The sequence below is a fragment of the Glutamicibacter nicotianae genome, from assembly GCF_016907615.1.
Classification (GTDB): domain Bacteria; phylum Actinomycetota; class Actinomycetes; order Actinomycetales; family Micrococcaceae; genus Glutamicibacter; species Glutamicibacter nicotianae.
Map to the genome: position 1 here is coordinate 2,021,135 of NZ_JAFBCH010000001.1, position 20,629 is coordinate 2,041,763.

18 protein-coding genes are annotated in these 20,629 nt (G+C 63.7%); 2 read left to right on the forward strand and 16 right to left on the reverse strand.

Features of this window, described 5'->3' with window-relative positions:
* Positions 1 to 2 precede the first annotated feature (2 nt).
* The 3 genes from glpK to JOE62_RS09685 are packed head-to-tail and all read right to left on the reverse strand — an operon-like array spanning position 3 to position 4,008.
* A complete protein-coding gene (gene glpK, locus JOE62_RS09675) occupies positions 3 to 1,523 on the reverse strand; it encodes a glycerol kinase GlpK (RefSeq protein WP_204722192.1) in 1,521 nt (506 codons plus the stop codon).
* Between the two features lie 17 nt (positions 1,524 to 1,540).
* Positions 1,541 to 2,269: an MIP/aquaporin family protein gene (locus JOE62_RS09680; RefSeq protein ID WP_204723272.1), complete on the reverse strand. Its 729-nt coding sequence runs from the start codon at positions 2,267 to 2,269 to the stop codon at positions 1,541 to 1,543.
* Positions 2,270 to 2,328: 59 nt separating this feature from the next.
* The gene (locus tag JOE62_RS09685) at positions 2,329 to 4,008 is read right to left on the reverse strand and encodes an FAD-dependent oxidoreductase (RefSeq protein WP_204722193.1); all 1,680 of its coding nucleotides are present in this window, start codon (positions 4,006 to 4,008) and stop codon (positions 2,329 to 2,331) included.
* A 106-nt stretch (positions 4,009 to 4,114) separates the two neighbouring features.
* Between JOE62_RS09685 and JOE62_RS09690 the strand changes: the two genes are divergently transcribed.
* A complete protein-coding gene (locus JOE62_RS09690) occupies positions 4,115 to 5,122 on the forward strand; it encodes a sugar-binding transcriptional regulator (RefSeq protein WP_204722194.1) in 1,008 nt (335 codons plus the stop codon).
* A gap of 9 nt (positions 5,123 to 5,131) precedes the next feature.
* Positions 5,132 to 6,004, forward strand: coding sequence for an alpha/beta fold hydrolase (locus JOE62_RS09695; protein ID WP_204722195.1), 873 nt, complete (start codon positions 5,132 to 5,134; stop codon positions 6,002 to 6,004).
* Here the strand turns inward: JOE62_RS09695 and JOE62_RS09700 are convergent.
* The 13 genes from JOE62_RS09700 to pyrR form a co-directional block, all read right to left on the reverse strand.
* The gene (locus JOE62_RS09700) at positions 6,001 to 7,962 is read right to left on the reverse strand and encodes a primosomal protein N' family DNA-binding protein (RefSeq protein WP_204722196.1); all 1,962 of its coding nucleotides are present in this window, start codon (positions 7,960 to 7,962) and stop codon (positions 6,001 to 6,003) included. The genes JOE62_RS09695 and JOE62_RS09700 overlap by 4 nt on opposite strands.
* A gap of 9 nt (positions 7,963 to 7,971) precedes the next feature.
* Positions 7,972 to 9,177: a methionine adenosyltransferase gene (gene metK, locus JOE62_RS09705; RefSeq protein WP_204722197.1), complete on the reverse strand. Its 1,206-nt coding sequence runs from the start codon at positions 9,175 to 9,177 to the stop codon at positions 7,972 to 7,974.
* Between the two features lie 76 nt (positions 9,178 to 9,253).
* Positions 9,254 to 10,480, reverse strand: coding sequence for a bifunctional phosphopantothenoylcysteine decarboxylase/phosphopantothenate--cysteine ligase CoaBC (coaBC, locus tag JOE62_RS09710; protein ID WP_204722198.1), 1,227 nt, complete (start codon positions 10,478 to 10,480; stop codon positions 9,254 to 9,256).
* A 95-nt stretch (positions 10,481 to 10,575) separates the two neighbouring features.
* A complete protein-coding gene (rpoZ, locus tag JOE62_RS09715; RefSeq protein ID WP_038991115.1) occupies positions 10,576 to 10,836 on the reverse strand; it encodes a DNA-directed RNA polymerase subunit omega in 261 nt (86 codons plus the stop codon).
* Between the two features lie 8 nt (positions 10,837 to 10,844).
* Positions 10,845 to 11,411 (reverse strand): guanylate kinase, encoded by a 567-nt coding sequence (gene gmk, locus JOE62_RS09720; protein WP_038991117.1) that lies wholly within the window; start codon positions 11,409 to 11,411, stop codon positions 10,845 to 10,847.
* 3 nt (positions 11,412 to 11,414) lie between these two features.
* Complete coding sequence (gene mihF / locus JOE62_RS09725; protein WP_013349055.1) at positions 11,415 to 11,750, reverse strand: integration host factor, actinobacterial type; 336 nt, start codon at positions 11,748 to 11,750, stop codon at positions 11,415 to 11,417.
* Between the two features lie 147 nt (positions 11,751 to 11,897).
* The gene (pyrF, locus tag JOE62_RS09730; RefSeq protein WP_073706210.1) at positions 11,898 to 12,740 is read right to left on the reverse strand and encodes an orotidine-5'-phosphate decarboxylase; all 843 of its coding nucleotides are present in this window, start codon (positions 12,738 to 12,740) and stop codon (positions 11,898 to 11,900) included.
* Positions 12,733 to 16,011 carry a carbamoyl-phosphate synthase large subunit gene (gene carB / locus JOE62_RS09735; protein WP_204722199.1) on the reverse strand — a complete coding sequence of 1,093 codons (3,279 nt, stop codon included), beginning with the start codon at positions 16,009 to 16,011 and terminating at the stop codon, positions 12,733 to 12,735. Before carB ends, pyrF begins: the two co-directional genes overlap by 8 nt.
* Entirely contained in the window at positions 16,011 to 17,180 is a 1,170-nt protein-coding gene (carA, locus tag JOE62_RS09740) for a glutamine-hydrolyzing carbamoyl-phosphate synthase small subunit (RefSeq protein WP_204722200.1), read from the reverse strand. Before carA ends, carB begins: the two co-directional genes overlap by 1 nt.
* A complete protein-coding gene (locus tag JOE62_RS09745; protein ID WP_204722201.1) occupies positions 17,181 to 17,687 on the reverse strand; it encodes a PH-like domain-containing protein in 507 nt (168 codons plus the stop codon). It lies immediately after the preceding gene.
* Positions 17,680 to 18,984, reverse strand: coding sequence for a dihydroorotase (locus JOE62_RS09750; protein ID WP_121866846.1), 1,305 nt, complete (start codon positions 18,982 to 18,984; stop codon positions 17,680 to 17,682). The genes JOE62_RS09745 and JOE62_RS09750 overlap by 8 nt, the downstream gene beginning before the upstream one ends.
* Before the next feature lie 11 nt (positions 18,985 to 18,995).
* Entirely contained in the window at positions 18,996 to 19,958 is a 963-nt protein-coding gene (locus JOE62_RS09755) for an aspartate carbamoyltransferase catalytic subunit (RefSeq protein WP_204722202.1), read from the reverse strand.
* The gene (gene pyrR, locus JOE62_RS09760; RefSeq protein ID WP_204722203.1) at positions 19,955 to 20,524 is read right to left on the reverse strand and encodes a bifunctional pyr operon transcriptional regulator/uracil phosphoribosyltransferase PyrR; all 570 of its coding nucleotides are present in this window, start codon (positions 20,522 to 20,524) and stop codon (positions 19,955 to 19,957) included. Before pyrR ends, JOE62_RS09755 begins: the two co-directional genes overlap by 4 nt.
* Positions 20,525 to 20,629 lie beyond the last annotated feature (105 nt).

Here is a 20,629-nt window from a genome sequence, read left to right on the forward strand (position 1 = left end):
GCCTAGGCCTTGGTGTCTTCATCGACCCAGTCGAAGGTTCGGGTAACAGCCTTCTTCCACAGGCGCAGGCTGCGCTCACGCGTAGCCTCATCCATGGTTGGCTCCCAGCGCGTATCCTCGGACCAGTTCGCTTCCAGCTCGCCCAGATCCTTCCAGAAGCCAACGGCGAGACCTGCAGCATAGGCGGCACCCAGCGCGGTGGTCTCGGTGACCTTCGGACGGACCACTGGTACGCCTAGGATGTCGGCCTGGAACTGCATCAGCGCTTCATTGGCGACCATGCCGCCATCGACCTTCAGCTCGGTCAGTGGAACCTCAGCATCGGCGTTGACCGCATCCAGAACCTCACGGGTCTGGAAAGCCGTAGCCTCCAGGGCCGCACGAGCGATGTGGTTCTTGTTCGCAAATCGGGTCAGGCCCACGATCGCGCCGCGGGCATCCGAACGCCAGTACGGTGCGAACAGCCCGGAGAAAGCTGGAACGATGTACACGCCACCGTTGTCCTCGACCTTGGCTGCCAGCGCCTCGATCTCCGGAGCGCTTGAAATCATGCCGATGTTATCGCGCAACCACTGGACCAGGGATCCGGCCACAGCGATCGAGCCTTCCAAAGCGTAGACCGGTGCTTCGTCACCCAGCTTGTAGGCCATGGTGGTCAGCAGGCCGTTGGTCGAGTTCACGATCTCGGTGCCGGTGTTGAAGATCAGGAAGCAGCCGGTGCCGTAGGTGTTCTTCGCGGTACCTGCGGTGAATGCCGCCTGGCCGAAGGTTGCAGCCTGCTGGTCACCCAAGATGCCTGCAACAGGAACCTCGCGCAGCAGCTGATTGGTGTGCACGGTTCCGTAGACCTCGGAGGAGGAACGGATTTCTGGCATCATCGAGCGCGGCACGCCGAAGTCTGCCAGGATCTTCTCGTCCCACTGCAGGGTCTTCAGGTCCATGAACAGGGTGCGGGAAGCATTGGTCACGTCGGTGACGTGCACGCCGCCGTCAACGCCACCGGTCAGGTTCCACAGAACCCAGCTGTCGGTGGTGCCGAAGAGCAAGTCTCCGGCTTCGGCACGTTCGCGGGCACCTTCGACATTGTCCAGGATCCACTTGATCTTGGTACCGGAGAAGTAGGTGGCCAGCGGCAGGCCCACGGTCTGCTTGTAGCGTTCAAGTCCTTCATCGCCAGCCAGCTCTTCGACGATGTCCTGGGTGCGGGTGTCCTGCCAGACAATGGCGTTGTAGACGGCCTCGCCGGTGTTCTTATCCCATACCACCGCGGTTTCGCGCTGGTTGGTGATGCCGACAACCTCAATGTCGTGACGGGTCAGATTGGCCTTGGACAGCGCCTGGCCGATCACTTCGCGTACATTGCTCCAGATTTCAGCTGGATCATGCTCGACCCATCCGGCGGCTGGGAAAATCTGCTCGTGTTCCTTCTGCCCTACCGAGTGGACCTCACCGGCATGGGTGAAGACGATCGCACGGGAACTGGTCGTTCCCTGGTCAATGGCAATAACGAATTTTTCACTCATGATTCACTACTCTCCTTCTAGAAGATTGCCGCGGCAAGCGCGCCGCCGAGGATACCGCCGATTGCTGGGCCAGCTAGTGGAACCCAGGAGTAAGCCCAGTCCGAACCGCCCTTGCCCTTGATTGGCAGCAACTGGTGCGCTAAGCGTGGGGCAAGGTCACGGAAGGGGTTGATGGCGTAGCCGGTGGCTCCACCCAGGGACAGGCCGATGGCAACAACCAGCAATGCTACGGCCAGTGGGCCCAGCTGGTGCGGAGTCTTGCCCAGGCCAGCGATCACGAAGACCAAAATGAAGGTACCGAAGATCTCGGTGACCACGTTCCATCCGTAGGAGCGGATAGCCGGGCCGGTTGCGAAGACGCCCAGCTGGTTCCCGGCATTCTGCGGGTCATCAAGGTGCTTCTTGTAGGCCAGCCAGACGCCCACGGCACCAAGGAATGCGCCGATGAACTGCGCCAGGAAATACAGCAAGGTGTTGGCCAAGGTGATGGCAACTCCCGGAGCGTATTCGGTGACGTCGCTATTGACCATCAGGCCCAAGGTCACCGCAGGGTTCAGGTGCGCACCGGAAATACCGGCAACCCACACGCCGCAGTAAACAGCAAAGCCCCAGCCGAAGCTGATGGACAACCAGCCAGCGGCGCTACCTAATGTGCCTTTCAAGGCGACATTGGCGCAGACGCCGCCACCCATCAGCAATAGTACGAAGGTGCCGAGCATCTCGGCGAAAAACACGTGAGTGGACATCATTGACCTCTTAGGTGATTTCAACTGCCGGCAGCAATTTGCCGCCGGCCAAGAGCAGATTAATCCAGGAGAACTCCGTGGGCATCTGCAAGGACCGAGACAGAATGGTCGATCTCGGCTTGGATCTGGGACTTGTCCCAGCCCATCGGATCAGCGAGGCAGTTAGCGACCTCGATCACCAAATTCTTTGTTACCAGGCCACGGAAGGCCAGATTGGTGCGGCGGATGAAAACGTCGATCAAGCGACCGACCTGCTCGTAGTTGGCCATGTAGGCCAATTCTTCGCAGCTCAGTTCCTTGGTGTGCTCCAGCAGGGTCTCGTTCTCGCCGATGGCCTCGAGCAGCGCGTCGGCGCCGGTTCCATAGCGTTCAAGCAAAATGCGCAGGCGTTCGCGTCCGGCACGGCTTTCACGTGCTGCGAACCAGGCGGCAACTTCGCCGTCGTTGCGAGGGAAGTTCTTGCCGCCGCCGATGGCCACCCCGGCGGTGGACTTCACTTCGCGGGCGCCCAGGAATTCCAGGGCCTTACCGCCCAGGTTTTCGCTCAGTGCGCGGAACGTGGTCCACTTGCCGCCGATCAGCGAAAGCATGGTGGTGGTGTCTGTCAGGCGGGTTTCCTTGATCTGGTAGTCACGGGACACGAACCCTGGAGCGGTATCGTCGTGGCTGGGGAGCGGGCGGACGCCGGAGAACTTGTAGACGATCTGCTCTTCGGTGGCCTTGATGCCCGGGAAGACGTGGTGCACCAAGTCGAAGAAGTACTCCACTTCCTCATCGGTGCATACCGCTGGTTCGTTCATGTCGTGCTCGAGGTCCGTGGTGCCTACCAGCACGCGGCCGAGCATCGGGTAAATCAGCACGATGCGGCCATCTTCATGTTCGAAGAAGATCTCGCGCCCGCCGGTAGCGGCAAGCAGTTCCGGGTGGTCCAGCACGATGTGCGATCCCTTGGTGCCGCCGGTCCACTTGGTTTCGCGTCCCAGATCCTTGTTGGTCATATCGACCCATGCGCCGGTTGCGTTGATGATGACCTCGGCGTCGAAGTCGAATTCTTCGCCGGAGAGCACGTCGCGCAGCTTGGCGGTGCCTGATTCGACTCCGGTCAGCTCAACGTAGTTGCTGGCTCGTGCCTGGTCGTTGGCGTTCAGCCCTTCGCGCAGCACATCCAGGGTCAGTCGTTCGGGGTTGTGCACCGAAGCGTCGAAGTAGGTGGCGGTGTACTTCACGTCATCGCGCAGTTCCGGCAGATCTTCGCGGGCGGCTTTGCCGGCCTTGAAGTTGTGCCAAGGGGTGTTGCGTCCGCCGATGCCAGCGAACACGTCATACATGATCAGCCCGGCCTTGATCAACGCTGCGCCGCGTTCGGTTGGCTTGCCGGACTTGTGGGTCAGGAAGCGCATCGGTGCGCTGAGGATGCCCGAGAAAGTGGAGAAGATCGGGATGGTGGTCTGCAGCGGCTTCACATAGTGCGGAGCGATTTCCAGCAGCGAGTTTCGCTCCTGAACGGATTCATGAACCAGACGGAACTCGCCGTTTTCGAGGTAGCGGATGCCACCATGGATCATGTGGGAGCTGGCGCCCGAAGCGCCCTGGCAGTAATCGCCCCGCTCGATTAGCGCCACATCAATCCCCTGCATGGCAAGGTAACGGAAGGTTGCAACTCCGTTGATGCCACCGCCAACAACCAGAACCTTCGCCTGCGGACGTTCACGCAGTTTGGCTAGCTGTTCCCGAATCACGATTTGTGCCCCTTATGTAACTAATGAATAAGTCTGAAGCTAGTCTTGTTACTAAACGGCAAATCGGTCAAACAAAATGCACAAACGTGCAGAAGTGGTCTGAATCATGATGAAATCTTCATACGGCGGCACATATAAGCGGGGGCTGGCTGACACATCCGTGCAGAGCACCCCGAAAGCCAAGGACGCGCTGCGCGCCGCACAGCTGTACTACCTGCAGGATATGAAGATGGAAGTGATCGCCAAGGAGCTGCGAACATCGCGTTCCACGGTCTCCCGCCTGCTATCCCATGCCAAACGCACCGGCATGGTTTCCATCAGTATCTCCCCCAGCGCGAACATGTCCGCGCTGCTGGGAAACCAGCTCTCCGAGCACTACGGCGTCAGCTTCAACGTGGTGCCCACCGACGGGAATATGGATGATTCCGAATTGCTCGCCCGGGTCGCCGCGCACGCGGCCTACCTGCTGGGCGGCATGGTTTCCTCATCGATGACCGTGGGCGTTGCATGGGGCTCGACCATGCAGGCTGTGTCCATGGCGTTGGGCTCGCACCCAACCCACGACACGCAGATCGTGCAGCTGAACGGTGCGGCGAACCCGGTAACCAGCGGCGTGCGCTATGCCAACGACATCCTCACCCGCTTCGGCCAAGCATTTACCGCCCGCACCGAGCAATTCCCGGTTCCTGCCTTCTTCGACCGCGCCTCCACCCGTGAAGCCATGTGGCAGGAAACCTCCATCCGCCGCGTGCTGCAAGTGCAGAAGGAAATGAACCTCGCGGTCTTCTCCCTGGGATCGGCCGGCTCCGCGGTGGCTTCCCAGGTGTACCGCGGCGGTTACCTGACGAGGGCCGAAACGCAGGAATTGCACGAAATCGGCGTGGTCGGCGATGTGGCCACCGTGTTCTTCGACAAGGACGGGAACAGCTCCAATATTTCGCTGAACGCCCGTTCCACGGGCCCCAACCTCGAAGCCCTGCTCAAAGTGCCGACACGTTTTTGCGTGGTCGCCGGACGGGGCAAGCTGCAAGCCGTGCGCGGTGCGCTTAAAGGCGGGTTGATTACCGATCTAGTGATCGATGAAGGTACCGCACTGGCACTGCTGGACGGGTAGGGTTAAACCATGGCCCCACGAGAACAACTAGTGACCGCCCACCATCTGAACGGTGCTGAAATTCGGGTCTACACCCACCTGGCCCAACAGCCCTCGCGCGGAGTGATCTACGCGGTGCACGGATTCCGCGGAGACCACCATGGACTGGCGCGCATCTCTTCGCACCTAGCGCACTACACGGTGATCGTTCCCGACCTGCCAGGATTTGGCTCGTCCACCTCCATGGCGGACCTGGAACACGACGTGAACGGCTACGCGGCCGTGCTCGCGCAGCTCGCCCAGGAACTGCAGCTGGATTCCTCGGTGCACCTGCTGGGGCATTCTTTCGGCTCGATCGTAGCGGCCAAGCTGGCAACCACGCGCAGCTTCGCTTCGCTGATCTTGCTCAACCCGATCTCCGAGCTGGCCTTGGAATCAGACCAGGCGCTGCTGGCCAAGCTCACCAGTGGATACTACGAGGTATGCGCCAAGCTGCCAGCACATATCGGCGAACCACTGCTGCGCTCGAAGCTGTTCAGCGACGCCATGAGCCTGGTGATGACCAAGAGCAAGGATCCTTCGACGCGCGTCTATGTGCGCGATCAGCACCGCGCCTACTTTGGCGGTTTCGATTCCCGTGCCACCCTGGCCCAGGCCTATCGTGCCTCGATCAGCGCTACTGTCGGGGACTACGCCCCGCAGCTCGACTTGCCCACGCTCATGGTCGGCGGAATGCAAGATGAACTGGGCACCCCGCAAACCCAGGAGGCCTTGCGGGCCCGCTTCGCCGATGCGCACCTGGTGATGCTGGAGAATGTCGGGCACCTGATTCATTACGAGAAGGCACCGCAAACCGCCGACGCGATCGAGAACTTCCTGCAGAAGCTGGCTGCCAGCTCCTAGAGCGCGTCGTCCGGATCGATGGCGATATTCACGACCGGGTCCTTGGCTGCCGACATGCTCGCGCGCAGTTGGCGCAGGGCCTTGGTTACTGCCGGTCCGTCGGCGTAGGAGAAGAACAGCACGTACCGGTGCTGCGCTGGCGGCCCGTCAATGACCGTGGGACCGTGTACTTGCACGAGCTGGCGGGTTTCGGGATCCAAGTTGACGATGAGCCGTTCGGCTCCCAGCCCGGAAATGACCGCGCTGCGTACCGCCGGGGGCAAACCCACCTCCCGGCGTTCGGCCAATTCGCGTTCGGCAAAGGATGCCGGGTCGTAGCGTACCAGCGCGGCGCCGGCAGGACTTGGATTTCCGGTCAGCACCACTACCCCGCTGGAGCGGGCCATGGAGGCGGCGGTGAACCAGCGGGCGATGACTTCTTCGGCGTTGCGCAGCGAATCGTGGGCCAGCATCTTGTCGGCGTCAAGCAGCAGCACGGCGGCGTATCCGGATTCAGCAAAGGGTTCGACCCCTGGTGTTGCGACCACTAGAGCCGGTTTATCAGGGATTTTCTCCACCGGTTTAGCTCCGGTTGATGAAATAACGCTGACTTTGGGGAATGCTAGGCCAAGTTCTTCAGCCGTGCGATCGGCTCCGATGCTTGCGGCGCGGATCCGTGAAGAAGAGCAGTTCACGCAACGGTAGTCGTGGTACTGCTCGCCGCACCAGCGGCAGGCCACATGCGAACCTTTGCCTGCGATATGCAGCGGCCCCTGGCACAGCGTGCAACGGGCCAAAGTGCGGCAATCCTGGCAGGCCAATGCGGGCATGAATCCGGTGCGCGCCACCTGGACGAGCACCGGGCCGGTTTCCAATGCCTTGGTGGCTTCGCGCCAGGCCACGGAGGGAATGCGGGCGCGGGCCAGCACCGGGTCGCGTTCAAGTTCGAAATCATTGGTGGTGGCCACGATACGTGCAGTTTGGGCACGCAAGATATCGCGTGGGACCTTCAGCTCGGTGGCCCAGCCGGTGGAAACCAAGCGCTGGGCTTCAACCGAGCGCGATGGCGAAGCGATGAGCAGCGAAATGCCGGCCAGGGTGCTGCGCAGCAACGCGACCTCGCGGCTGTGCTGGTAGGGGGCGCGCTGTTCGCGGTGCGACTGGTCGGCATCCTGCCAGAGAATGATCAGTTCCAGGTCCGGCACGTGGCACAGGGCTGCGGAGCGGGTGCCGATCACGATCTGCACATGCCCGCCGATGGCACGCAGGAAATTGCGGTAGCGCGGGGTCGGCCCGTCATCGGCCTGCAACTGCGCGTAGGAGTCAGCCCCGAAGTGCTCGTCCAGATAGCTGCCCAGCAGCAGCAGATCGCGCTTGTCGGGCACCAGCAGCAGTACGCGCTTGCCACGCTGCAGCACCGGTCGGGCCGCGTCCATCAAGAAGCCAGGCCACGCTCCGTAGAAGTTCGGCACCCAGGTAGCTACCGCGCGGAAGCTGCGCCCATCGGCCCAGGCCTGCAGCGCTTCTGGCCCGTGCTCGTAATGCTCCAGCTGGTTCGGTGCCTCGGGAAGTACCGGGCTGATGGTAGCCAGCTCTTCTTTTTCAACCTTGGCGGCGCGGGCGGGCACGGCTAGACGCACCACATCCCACAGGGTCCCGGAGTAGCGCGTGGCGATTGCTTGGGCTGCTTCAACAATTTGCGGATACAACGCCACCTGGGTGCTGACCAGCGTTGCCAGCGGGCGAAGCTTCATTTCCGGCGCATAGTCTTCAAGTACTTCCACGATGAACCCGGAGAGCTGCTGCGGGCCAAAAGGCACTTTCACGCGCACCCCGGACACGGCGTCTTGGGTCATCGAGGGCGGGATCTCGTAGTCAAAGAAGCGGTCCAGATGCGGGACCGAAGAATCAATCAGCACCCGAGCAACCCGCTTGAGACGGGCCGGTTCGGGTGCTGAAATCAGGGCATCTTGCTGCACTGAATGATCCTAGGCGTTGAACCAGCTGCGCAGGGCGTCGACGCGGTCCAGCTTCTCCCAGGTGAAGTCGTTGTCCTCGCGGCCGAAATGGCCGTGGGCAGCAGTCTTGCGGTAGATCGGGCGCTTGAGGTCCAGGTCCTCGATGATGCCCAGCGGACGCAGGTCGAACACCTCGTTGATGGCCTTGGTGATCTTCGCCGGGTCAACGGTCTCGGTGCCGAAGGTCTCCACGTACAGGCCGACCGGACGGGCAACTCCGATCGCGTAGGCCACCTGGACCTCGGCGCGGCGGGCCAGGCCGGCGGCGACCACATTCTTGGCCACCCAGCGCATGGCGTAGGCTGCGGAGCGGTCGACCTTCGATGGATCCTTGCCGGAGAACGCGCCGCCGCCGTGGCGGGCGAAGCCACCGTAGGTATCGACGATGATCTTTCGTCCGGTCAACCCGGCATCGCCGACGGGGCCGCCGATGATGAACGGGCCCGAAGGATTCAGGATGATCTTCGTGTTCGAGGTATCCAGGCCCGAACGCTCCAGGATCGGGGTGACGACCTCTTCGTGCAGGTCCGCCTTCAGCGTGGCCAGCTCGTATTCGGCGGCGTGCTGGCTGGAGACGACCACGGTGTCCACGGAGACCGGTTTGTCGCCGTCGTAGCCGATGGTGACCTGGGTCTTGCCGTCCGGGCGCAACAGAGGCATGCGGCCGTTCTTGCGCACCTGGGTCAGGCGTTCGGACAGGCGGTGGGCCAGGAAGATCGGGGTCGGCATCAGCGAGTCGGTCTCATCCGAGGCGTAGCCGAACATCAGGCCTTGGTCGCCGGCGCCCTGCAAGTCGCGGGGATCCTTGGCGGTGCCTTCGCGGGACTCCAGCGAGTTGAAGACCCCGTCGTGGATTTCCTGGGACTGCTGGCCGATGGACACGGACACGCCGCAGCGCGCCCCGTCGAAGCCGTTGGCCGAGGAATCGTAGCCGATGTCCAGGATGGTCTTGCGGACGATCTCGGGGATCTCCACATAGCCATTGGTGGTCACCTCGCCGGCCACGTGCACCAGGCCGGTGGTGGTCAGCGTCTCGACGGCGACCTTCGAGTCCGGATCCTGGGCCAGCATGGCGTCGAGGATCGCGTCCGAGATCTGGTCGCAGATCTTGTCGGGGTGGCCCTCGGTCACGGATTCCGAGGTGAAAAGACGAAGTTCAGGGGTTGTTGAAGTCACCGTATAACTCTATCTGGTCTCTGGGACCGGTAAGCAGAACTAGGACATTTCGTGAACAAGCACCATATGGCGCGGCTCACCTTGTTACAGCTGCATGACTTTTTGTGGCATTCGAAATCTGCTCGATGACCACGCGGGCCACCTCCAGCTTGCTGCCCGAGGCTTTCACCGGCTCGGCGTGATCGGCGAAGAGCACGTGGATGCTATTGGTTTCCTGCCCGAAGGTCAGCGTCGCACCCACCTCATTGACCACGAGCATTTCGCAGCCCTTGCGCTCCAGCTTGGCCTGCCCGTACTCGAGCACGCTGCCCTGCTCGTCGCCGGTCTCGGCGGCAAAGCCGACGATGAGCTCCGGCAGGTCCGGGTTCTGGCTGCGGGCGGAAACCAGTTCGGCGAGGATATCCGGGTTGCGCACCAGCTCGATAACCGGTGCCGAATGCTCGTCGCGCTTCTTGATCTTCGAGTTCTCGATGCGTGCCGGACGGAAATCGGCGACGGCCGCGTTCATGATCAGCACGTCCTGGCCCGGAGCGTTTTCGAAGACCGCCTCTCGCAGCTCCAGCGCGCTTGAAGCATGCACCAGCTTCACGCCATGCGGCGCGGGAACTTCCAGATGGGTGGCGATCAGCGTGACCTCGGCCCCGGCATCACGGGCGGCCTGCGCCAGCGCGACACCCTGGCGGCCCGAGGAGCGGTTGCCCAAGAAGCGCACCGGGTCCAGCGGTTCGCGGGTGCCCCCGGCCGTGATCAGGACCTTGGATCCAGCGAGCACCGGCTCGGAGAGCAGGTCCTGTACTGCGGCGAAGATCTCATCTGGTTCCGGAAGCCGGCCCGGTCCCGAATCCTTTCCGGTAAGCCGCCCCGATGCAGGTTCGATCACCCGCACGCCGCGATCGCGCAGGGTCTGCACGTTCGCGACGGTGGCCGGGTGCTGCCACATTTCGGTGTGCATGGCCGGGGCCACCACAACCGGAGCCCGGGTGGCAAGCAAAGTGCCGGTGAGCAGGTCGTCGGCCATCCCTGCGGCGGCCTTGGCCAGCACATCGGCGGTAGCCGGAACAATCAATACCAGATCGGCCTGCTGGCCGAGACGCACGTGGTTGACGGTATCGACCGCTTCGAATACATTCGAGGTCACCGGATTTCCGGACAGGGCCTCCCAAGTGGCATTGCCCACGAAGTTCGCGACGTTCTGGGTGGGGATCACATCGACATGGTGGCCGGCTTCGCGCAGCAAGCGCAGCAGGAGCACGGACTTGTAGGCGGCGATGCCAGCTGAAACGCCTAGGACAATTCGCTTCACGAAGTACTTCCTCGAGGATTCGGTGCGGTGATGAGGTGCGTGGAAAAGGGGCTTAACGAAAAAGAAGGCGCCCGCTGGGGGCGCCGACTTTCCGATTAGTCCTCGATGGCCTCGGCCGGAGTGACCTTCAGCAGGCTGTCATCCAGCTCGCGCAAGGCTATGGTCAGGGGCTTCTCGTTCAGCTTGGTTTCCACCAGCGGGCCGACGTACTCGAACAGGCCTTCGTTGAGCTGCGCGTAGTAGGCGTTGATCTGGCGTGCGCGCTTGGCCGAGTTCAGCACAATGGCGTACTTCGAGTCGTTGGTCTCAAGCAACGAGTCGATCGATGGGTTGATGATTCCCTCTGGGTTGGACACAGGACTCCCTATTTGTCGTTCTTTAGCCCCATGAGGGCTACAAGCTCTTCGGCGGCACGTGCTACATCGTCGTTGACGATGGTCACGTCGAATTCTGATTCCGCTGCAAGTTCTAGTTTAGCGGTTTCCAGGCGGCGCTGCTGTTCCTCGGCCGTTTCAGTGCCGCGTCCCACAAGCCGGCGCACCAATTCGTCCCACGATGGCGGGGCGAGGAAGACGAATTTTGCCTCGGGCATCGACTCCTTGACCTGGCGCGCACCCTGCAGATCGATTTCCAGCAGGACCTTCTTGCCCTGTGCCACTGCATTTTCAACCGTGGAGCGAATCGTGCCGTAGCTGTTCTGGCCATGGACGACAGCCCATTCCAGCATCTGGCCTTCCTCAACCAGGGTTTGGAAGCGCTCGGGGCCCACGAAGAAGTAGTGGACTCCATCCTGCTCCCCCGGCCGGGCGTTGCGGGTCGTTGCCGACACCGAGAGCCAGACATCTGGATAGTTATCGCGGATGTAGGTAGAGACGGTGCCCTTGCCTACTGCCGTGGGGCCGGCTAGAACAGTTACCGACGCTGCGGTCATTGACTACACTTTCGTTTTTGGCGGGCTTTGCTTGAAGTGCTCGGTGATTGCGGTGCGCTGCTTGCGTCCCAGTCCGCGCAGACGGCGGGATGGGGAAATGCCAAGTCGCTCCAGCAAGTTTGCCGCGCGTACTTCACCTACGCCCGGTACCGATTCCAGAAGGTCCATGACACGCATGCGTCCCACGGCTTCATCTTCGTATACCAAGTCTAGTACCTCGGTGATGGAAATTTTTCCGGCACTGAACTCCGCCTTGATTTCTGCACGACGAGTGCGTGCGGCGAGTGCTTTGGCGCGGGCCCGGATACGATCTTCGTCAGAGAGTTCTCGCAGTACCATCGTTCAGCCATCCTTCAGTTGTAGTGGACTAAGGCTTATGTTGAGAAACATAGCGAGGTAACGCTGCTTTTGCAAGACTAAACGCGTTGTGGCTACTAGAAACTCTAATAGCCACAACGCGCCAATGCCACTTATTCGAATTTTTTGCTAGCTAGCTGCCAGCAATTCGTCCCGGACCCTCAGGGCCTTGTCGCGAAGCGCGGTCTTGTCCGGCCCCGCTTTGAGGATGTCCCGGCTGCTCGTGCCCAGCACTTGGCCATAGCTGGAGGCGAATGACTTGGCAATATCAGCTGCCGTGGCGCCTTGCGCGCCAAGTCCCGGTGTGAGCAGCGGAGCCTTGGAGGTCGCTAGATCGATTCCGAGCTTGGCCGGCGCATCGCCGATGGTGGCGCCGACGACCAAACCGACATGACCTAAATCTTCTGCACCTGAATTTTCTGCAGTGACTTGGTCAATAATCGTTTTAGCAACAGAGTTTTCTCCGCCGACATGCTGCACAGACGGCCCCTCCGGGTTGGAAGTCAGCCCGAGAACGAACACTCCCCTGCCGGTGGCAGCAGCCAAATCCAGTGCCGGTCGCAGCGACTCGTAGCCTAGATATGGGCTCAAGGTCACCGCGTCTGAGGCCAGCGGGGAAGCGTCATCGAGCCATGCGGTCGCGTACGCGGCCATGGTCGAACCGATATCCCCGCGCTTGGCGTCGGCCAGCGTGAGCAGCCCGGCGGCCTTCGCGGCGCTCAAGGTGTCCTCCAGCGCGGCAAATCCCTTGGACCCGAAGCGCTCGTACAGGGCGACCTGGGGCTTGAGTATTGCCGCCGCACCGGCCATCGCTTCCACGACTGCCAGTGAGAAAGATCGCACGCCATCTGCGGTATTCTCCAGCCCCCAGGCTTCCAGCAGCGCCGGGTGCGGATCAATCCCCACGCACAGCGGGCCGGAAGCCTGCATGGCCGAACGAAGCCGCTGGCCGAATGGAATCGGCTCAGGCATTGCGTGCCGCGTTCAGATTGGCATCGTGCACCTGCAAGCTGGTGACATCCCACTCGTACTCGCGCAGGGCATCGATTGCCTGGACGGAGGCGTTGAATTCCGCAACGGTGGTGATCACCGGGGTGCCGACCGAGGTCGCGGCGGCGCGGATCTCGTAGCCGTCGCCACGCGCATCCGAACCCGACGGGGTGTTCAGGATCAGGCCGATCTGGCCGGCCACGATCAGGTCGACGATGGACTCTCCGCCTTCGTGCAGCTTGCCCACCACCTGGGTCGGGATGCCGTTGCGGCGCAGCACCTCGGCGGTGCCGCCGGTGGAGATGATCTCGAAGCCGTTGTCGGACAGGTGCTTGACCGGCATCACGATCGAGCGCTTGTCGCGGTTGGTGACCGAGACGAACACCTTGCCGGCGGTGGGCAGCGGGTTGTTCGCCGCGGCCTGCGACTTGGCGAAGGCGGTATCGAAATACTTGTCGAAGCCCATGACCTCGCCGGTGGAGCGCATTTCAGGGCCGAGCAGCGAGTCGACGACCTTGCCTTCCGGGGTGCGGAAGCGGGCGAACGGCATGACAGCTTCCTTCACCGCGATGGCCGCGGCTTCCGGCAGGTGCGCGCCGTCGCCGGTGGCCGGCAGGTAGCTGCCGCGCAGCTCTGCCAAGGTCTTGCCGACGCCGATCAGCGCGGCGACCTTGGACAGCTGCACGCCGGTGGCCTTCGAGGTGAACGGCACGGTACGCGAAGCACGCGGGTTCGCCTCGATCACGTACAGGATGTCGCTGGCCAGCGCGAACTGGATGTTGATCAGGCCGCGCACGCCCACGCCTTCGGCGATCGCACGGGTGGCCTGCTTCACGCGCTCGCGCACATCGGGGCCCAGGGTGATCGGAGGCAGGGTGCAGGCCGAGTCGCCGGAGTGGATGCCGGCTTCCTCGATGTGCTCCATGATGCCGCCGACGTACAGGTCGGTGCCGTCGAACAGGGCGTCGACGTCAATCTCGATGGCGTCTTCCAGGAAGCGGTCAACCAGGACCGGGTGGTCCACGGTGATCTCGGTGGCGTTGGTGATGTAGCGCTCGAGGTTGGCTTCGTCGTACACGATCTCCATGCCGCGGCCGCCCAGCACGTAGGACGGGCGGACCAGCACCGGGTAGCCGATGGAGTCGGCGATGGCCTTGGCCTCGGCGAAAGACACGGCGGTGCCGTTCTTCGGCGCGATGAGCCCGGCGTTGTCCAGCACCTGCTGGAAGGCGCCGCGGTGCTCGGCCAGGTCGATGGCTTCCGGCGAGGTGCCCAGGATCGGCACGCCGGCGGCCTTCAGCTCGGCGGCGAGCTTCAGCGGGGTCTGGCCCCCGAGCTGGACGAACACGCCCAGCACGCCGCCGGTTTCCTCTTCGGCGTGGATGACCTCGAGCACGTCTTCCAGAGTCAGCGGCTCGAAGTAGAGGCGGTCGGAGATGTCGTAGTCGGTGGAGACGGTCTCCGGGTTGCAGTTGACCATCACGGTCTCGTAGCCCTCGGCGCGCAGCGCCATCACCGCGTGCACGCAGGAGTAGTCGAACTCGATGCCCTGGCCGATGCGGTTCGGGCCCGAGCCGAGGATGATGACCGACTTCTTCTCGTGGCGTCCCAGTTCGGTTTCTTCATCGTACGAGGAGTACATGTACGGGGTGAACGCCTCGAACTCGGCCGCGCAGGTGTCCACGGTCTTGTAGACCGGGCGCACGCCCAGCGCGTGGCGGATGCCGCGGATAACAGCCTCGGACTTGCCGGTGAGCTGGGCCAGCTGCGCATCGGAGAAGCCGTGGCGCTTGGCTTCGCGCAGCACGTGCTCGGGCAGGTGCTTGTTCGCGGCCACCAGCTGCGCGACCTCGTTGATCAGCTGCAGCTGGTCCAGGTACCACGGGTCGATCGCGGTGGTCTCGAACAGCTTCTCGATGGACACGCCGGAGAACAGCAGGCGCTGGACCAGCGAGAGGCGTTCGGTCGAGCCCTTCACGATCGAGGCCAGCACTGCTTCGTGCTCGGCTTCCGGGATCGGCTCGAAGGACAGCTCGGAGCCCTTCTGCTCCAGGGAGCGCAGCGCCTTCTGCAGCGCCTCGGTGAAGTTGCGGCCCAGGGCCATCGCTTCGCCGACCGACTTCATGGTGGTGGTCAGGGTCTTGTCCGCGGCCGGGAACTTCTCGAAGGCGAAGCGCGGGACCTTCACGACCACGTAGTCCAGGGCCGGCTCGAAGGAAGCCGGGGTCTTCTGGGTAATGTCGTTCGGGATCTCATCCAGGGTGTAGCCCACGGCCAGCTTGGTGGCGATCTTCGCGATCGCGAAGCCGGTGGCCTTGGAAGCCAGCGCGGAGGAACGCGAAACGCGCGGGTTCATCTCGATGACCACGACGCGGCCGGTTGCCGGGTCGATGGCGAACTGGATGTTGCAGCCGCCGGTGTCCACGCCAACTTCGCGGATGACCGCGATGGAGATGTCGCGCAGCTTCTGGTATTCGCGGTCGGTCAGGGTCATCGCCGGGGCGACGGTGATCGAGTCGCCGGTGTGCACGCCGACCGGATCGAAGTTCTCGATGGAGCACACGACCACGACGTTGTCGTTTTTGTCGCGCATCATCTCCAGCTCGTACTCCTTCCAGCCCAGGATCGACTCCTCCAGGAGCACCTCGGTGGTTGGCGAGTACTGCAGGCCGGCGCCGGCGATGCGGCGTAGGTCCTCCGGGTTGTAGGCCATGCCCGAGCCCAGGCCGCCCATGGTGAACGACGGGCGCACGACCACCGGGTAGTTCAGCTCCTCGACGGCGGCGAAGGCCTCGTCCAGGGTGTGCACGATGACCGAGCGGGCCGATTCGGCGCCGCAGCGCTCGACGACGCCCTTGAACTTCTCGCGGTCCTCGCCCAGCTCGATGGCTTCGATGTTCGCGCCGATCAGCTCGACATCGTACTTCTGAAGGGCGCCGGACTTGTCGAGCGCGATCGCGGTGTTCAGCGCGGTCTGGCCACCCAGGGTCGGCAGGATCGCATCCGGGCGTTCCTTGGCGATGATCTTCTCGACGACCTCGGGGGTGATCGGCTCGACGTAGGTGGCGTCGGCGAATTCCGGGTCGGTCATGATGGTGGCCGGGTTGGAGTTGACCAGGATGACCCGCAGGCCCTCCTCCTTCAGCACGCGCAGAGCCTGGGTGCCGGAATAGTCGAACTCGGCGGCCTGGCCGATGACGATCGGACCCGAACCGATGACGAGAACTGATTTCAGATCGGTGCGCTTAGGCATTACTTGCTGTCCTTTTCTGCGGCGGAATCCAACGCGGTCATGAAGCGGTCAAAGAGGTAGGCGGCATCGTGGGGGCCGGATGCGGCCTCTGGGTGGTACTGCACGGAAAAGGCCGGGATGTCCAGGCAGGACAGGCCCTCGACCACGTGGTCGTTCAGCGAGTAGTGCGAGACCTCGACCTTGCCGAAGCGCTCGACCGGCGCGGTGACGGAGCCTTCGATCGGCGCGTCGACGGCGAAGCCGTGGTTCTGGCTGGTGATTTCCACGCGGCCGGTGGCCTTGTCCATCACCGGCTGGTTGATGCCGCGGTGGCCGAAGCGCAGCTTGTAGGTGTCGAAGCCCAGCGCGCGGCCCAGGATCTGGTTGCCGAAGCAGATGCCGAAGTACGGAATGCCGGCGTCGAGCACCGAGCGCACCAGTTCCACCTGCGCGGTGGCGGTGGCGGGGTCGCCCGGGCCGTTGGAGAAGAAGACGCCTTCGGCGCCGGTGGCCTTGATGTCCTCAAGGGTGGCGTTGTACGGCAGCACGTGCACGCGCAGGCCGCGCTCGGCCAGGCGGTGCGGGGTCATCGACTTCATGCCCAGGTCGATGGCGGCGACGGTGTGCTTGGGCTCGCCGGTGTAGCCGTGGTCGGCCGGCTCGACGAGGTAGGCGGTGTCCACCGAGACCTCGGCGGAGATGTTACGCCCTGCCATTGACGGCTGCGCCTTGACCAGTTCCACCAGTTCGGCCTCGGACTTCGCGGCGTCGTCGCCGGAGAAGATGCCGGACTTCATGGCGCCGGCGTCGCGCAGGTGGCGGGTCAGGGCGCGGGTGTCCACGCCCTGGATGCCGACAATGCCGTACTCGACAAGGTCCTCGTCCAGGGTGCGCTCGCTGCGCCAGTTGCTCGGACGGCGGGCGGCGTCGCGCACCACATAGCCGGCGGCCCACATGCGGGTGGATTCCGGATCCTCGGAGTTCACGCCGGTGTTGCCGATGTGTGGGAAGGTCTGCACGATGATCTGGTGCGCGTAGGACGGGTCAGTCAGGGTTTCCTGGTAGCCGGTCATGCCGGTGGTGAAGACTGCTTCACCCAGGGTGGTGCCCACGGCGCCATAGCTGCGTCCGCGGAAGATGCGGCCATCTTCGAGTACCAACACGGCTGGTAGGTTGCTCAGGGAATTCACTTATTTGTCTCCTGCTCGGCTTACGTCGTCGTGCGACGCCAGCAACTGATAAATCTTGGGGGTGTCCTCGTGGTAGCGGGGACGGAATCCGGTGTCGAAGGTGAAGCCGTCCTTGTTCCAGGTGATGACGATCAGGCCGTTCTTCTCCACGACCTTGCCGATCATCCCGCTGCTGCGCTTGACCTCTTCGTAGTGCTCCCACGGGATGTGCACGTCGCGCGCTCCGGAACGGATCAGGTGCACGCCTTCGCTGCCAAGCTCCAAGGTGGCGTTGGTGCGCACGCCGAGCTCATACACGGCAATGCGGTCCAGCCAGTCGTCGAATTTCGTGGTGACCACGTACATGCCGTCGAAGCTGTGCTCCACTTGGTCGGCGAACTCCTCATACGGCTCGGGAATCGCCGATTGCCGGGCCTTGAGGTTGCGCCAGCCCAGCAGGATCAGCGTCACGGCAACGACGACCGCGACGATCGTCCAGATGAGCGGCTGAAGTGCTCCCTCAGGCATTGATCGACCTCGGGGTTGCCAGCTGGCCATCGAGCACGGTGGCGTGCCCGTGGAAGAAGGTGGCGCGCACCGATCCGGGCAGCTCCATGCCGGCGAACGGCGAGTTGCGGCCCTTGGTGGCCATGGCTGCCGGGTCGACGATCCAGCGGGCTGCCGGATCCACCAGGGTGAGGTTGGCCGGCTCGCCCACCGCGATCGGGCGGCCCTGGTCGGCGACGCGGCCGATCTGCGCGGGCACCTCGGAGGTGATGCGCGCGACGTCAGCCCAGCCCATCAAGCCGGTGTCGACCAGCGTGTGCTGCACGATCGACAGCGCGGTCTCCAGCCCGGTCATGCCCATGGCCGCCGCGCCCCACTCGCAGTCCTTGGCTTCGGACGGGTGAGGGGCGTGGTCGGTGCCGATCACGTCGATGGTGCCGTCGGCGACGCCGGCGCGCAGCGCCATCACGTCTTCCTCGCGGCGCAGCGGCGGGTTGACTTTGAACACCGGGTCGTAGGTGCGGACTTTCTCGTCGGTGAGCAGCAGGTGGTGCGGGGTGACCTCCGCGGTGACCTGGATGCCGCGGGCCTTGGCCCAGCGGATGATCTCCACCGAGCCGGCGGTGGACACATGGCAGATGTGCAGCCGCGCTCCGACATGCTCGGCCAGCAGCACATCGCGGGCGATGATCGATTCCTCAGCGACCGCAGGCCAGCCGGGCATGCCCAGGATCGAGGAGACTTCGCCCTCGTTCATCTGGGCGCCTTCGGTCAGCCGCGGTTCCTGGGCGTGCTGGGCGATGACTCCGTCAAAGGCCTTCACGTATTCCAGGGCGCGGCGCATCAGCAGCGGGTCGAAGACGCAGATGCCGTCGTCGGAGAACATCTTCACCGCGGCACGGGAATCGGCCATCGCGCCGATTTCGCTCAGCTGCTTGCCGGCCAGGCCGACGGTGACCGCACCGACCGGGCGGACATCCACCCAGCCGGCCTTGCGGCCCAATTCGTAGACCTGTTCGACGACGCCGGCGGTGTCGGCCACCGGGGTGGAGTTGGCCATCGCGTGCACGGCGGTGTAGCCGCCGCGGGCGGCTGCCTGCGAACCGGTTTCCACGGTTTCGGCGTCTTCGCGGCCCGGTTCGCGCAGGTGGGTATGGGTGTCGACCAGGCCCGGCAACAGCACCAGGTCCGTCGCATCGATCACCTGCGCGTCGCCGGCGTCGGCGATGGTGCCCAGCTGGGCGATCTTGCCGTCGGCGATGAGCACGTCGGCAGGTTCGCCGCCGAGGATGGAGGCCTGCTTGATCAAGTAGTTCATGGTTTCTTCCTTCAGATCAGGTCGCCGGAGAGGAGCATGTAGAGGCTGGCCATGCGCACGGCCACGCCATTGGTGACCTGGTCGAGCACGGTGGAGCGCGGCGAGTCCGCGGCGGCCGAGGAGATCTCCAGGCCGCGGTTCATCGGACCCGGGTGCATGATCAGGGTTTCGGCGCCCGAAGCGTCCAATTCCGCCAGGCGCGCATCGTCCAGTCCCCAGTAGCGCGAGTATTCGCGGGGGTTCGGGAAGTAGGCGGCATTCATCCGCTCACCCTGCACGCGCAGCATCATCAGCGCGTCGACGCCCTTGGCGATCACCTCGTCCAGGTCGTAGCTGATGGTGCACGGCCAGGATCCGGCGCCGACCGGCAGCAGGGTCGGAGGGGCGACCATCGTGACTTCGGCACCGAGGGTGTTCAGCAGCCACAGGTTGGAGCGGGCGACACGGCTGTGCAGGATGTCGCCGACGATCGCGACCTTCAGCCCGTCCAGGCCGCGGCCTGCCGGGCTGGTGCCCTCGCGCAGCGCCACCTGGCGGCGCAGGGTGAAGGCGTCGAGCAGCGCCTGGGTGGGGTGCTCATGCGTGCCGTCGCCGGCGTTGACGATCGGCAGCCCGATCCAGTCGGTGGCCGCCAGCCTGGCGGGGGCACCGGAATCCGGGTGGCGGATGACTACCGCGTCGGCTCCGATCGCCAGCAGGGTCTGCGCGGTGTCCTTCAGCGACTCGCCCTTGGATACGCTCGATCCCTTGGCCGAGAAGTTGATGACGTCAGCGCTCAGGCGCTTGGCGGCGGCCTCGAAGGAAATCCGGGTCCGGGTGGAGTCCTCGAAGAACAGATTCACCACGGTGCGCCCGCGCAGGGCCGGCAGCTTCTTGATCTGACGGGTTCCCGATTCCCGCATCTCTTCGGCGACATCCAGGATGGCGATGGCTTCGTCGCGGGTCAGATCCGCGGTGGAGAGCAGGTGCTTCATGCGGCGCCCTCGATCACTACTTCGTTGGTGCCATCGATTTCTGCCAGGTGCACGCGCACCTTTTCGCTCTTCGCGGTCGGCAGGTTCTTGCCCACATGATCAGCGCGGATCGGCAGTTCGCGATGCCCGCGGTCAACCAGCACCGCCAGGCGCACGGTGCGCGGGCGTCCCCAGTCGGCCAGGGCGTCCAGAGCGGCGCGGATGGTGCGCCCGGAATAGAGCACGTCGTCGACCAGTACGACAACCTTGCCCTCGATGCCGCCTGCTGGAAGGCGCGTCGGCGCCGGGGTGCGGGTGGTGGAGTGGCGCAGATCGTCGCGGTACATGGTGATGTCGAGCTGGCCTACCAGCGATGCCGGGTCGAGATTGCCATCGGCGGTGGCTGCGATGCGGGCTGCCAGGCGCTGGGCCAGCGGGAATCCGCGGCTGGGAATGCCAAGGAGGACCAGGTCGTCGGTGCCCTTGTTGGCCTCGATGATTTCGTAGGCTACGCGAGTGAGTACACGTTCGATGTCGTCGCCGGTTAATACCGTGCGCGCGGCATCTGGCACTGAATTCTCATCCATGCTGTGCATCTCTCCCTTCTCCGCCTCACGGGACGGGATTTAAAGGAATATTGCTAACCCAAATTATCACGAGCGCGAGGCGATTCCCTAGCGGAAACCTATGCA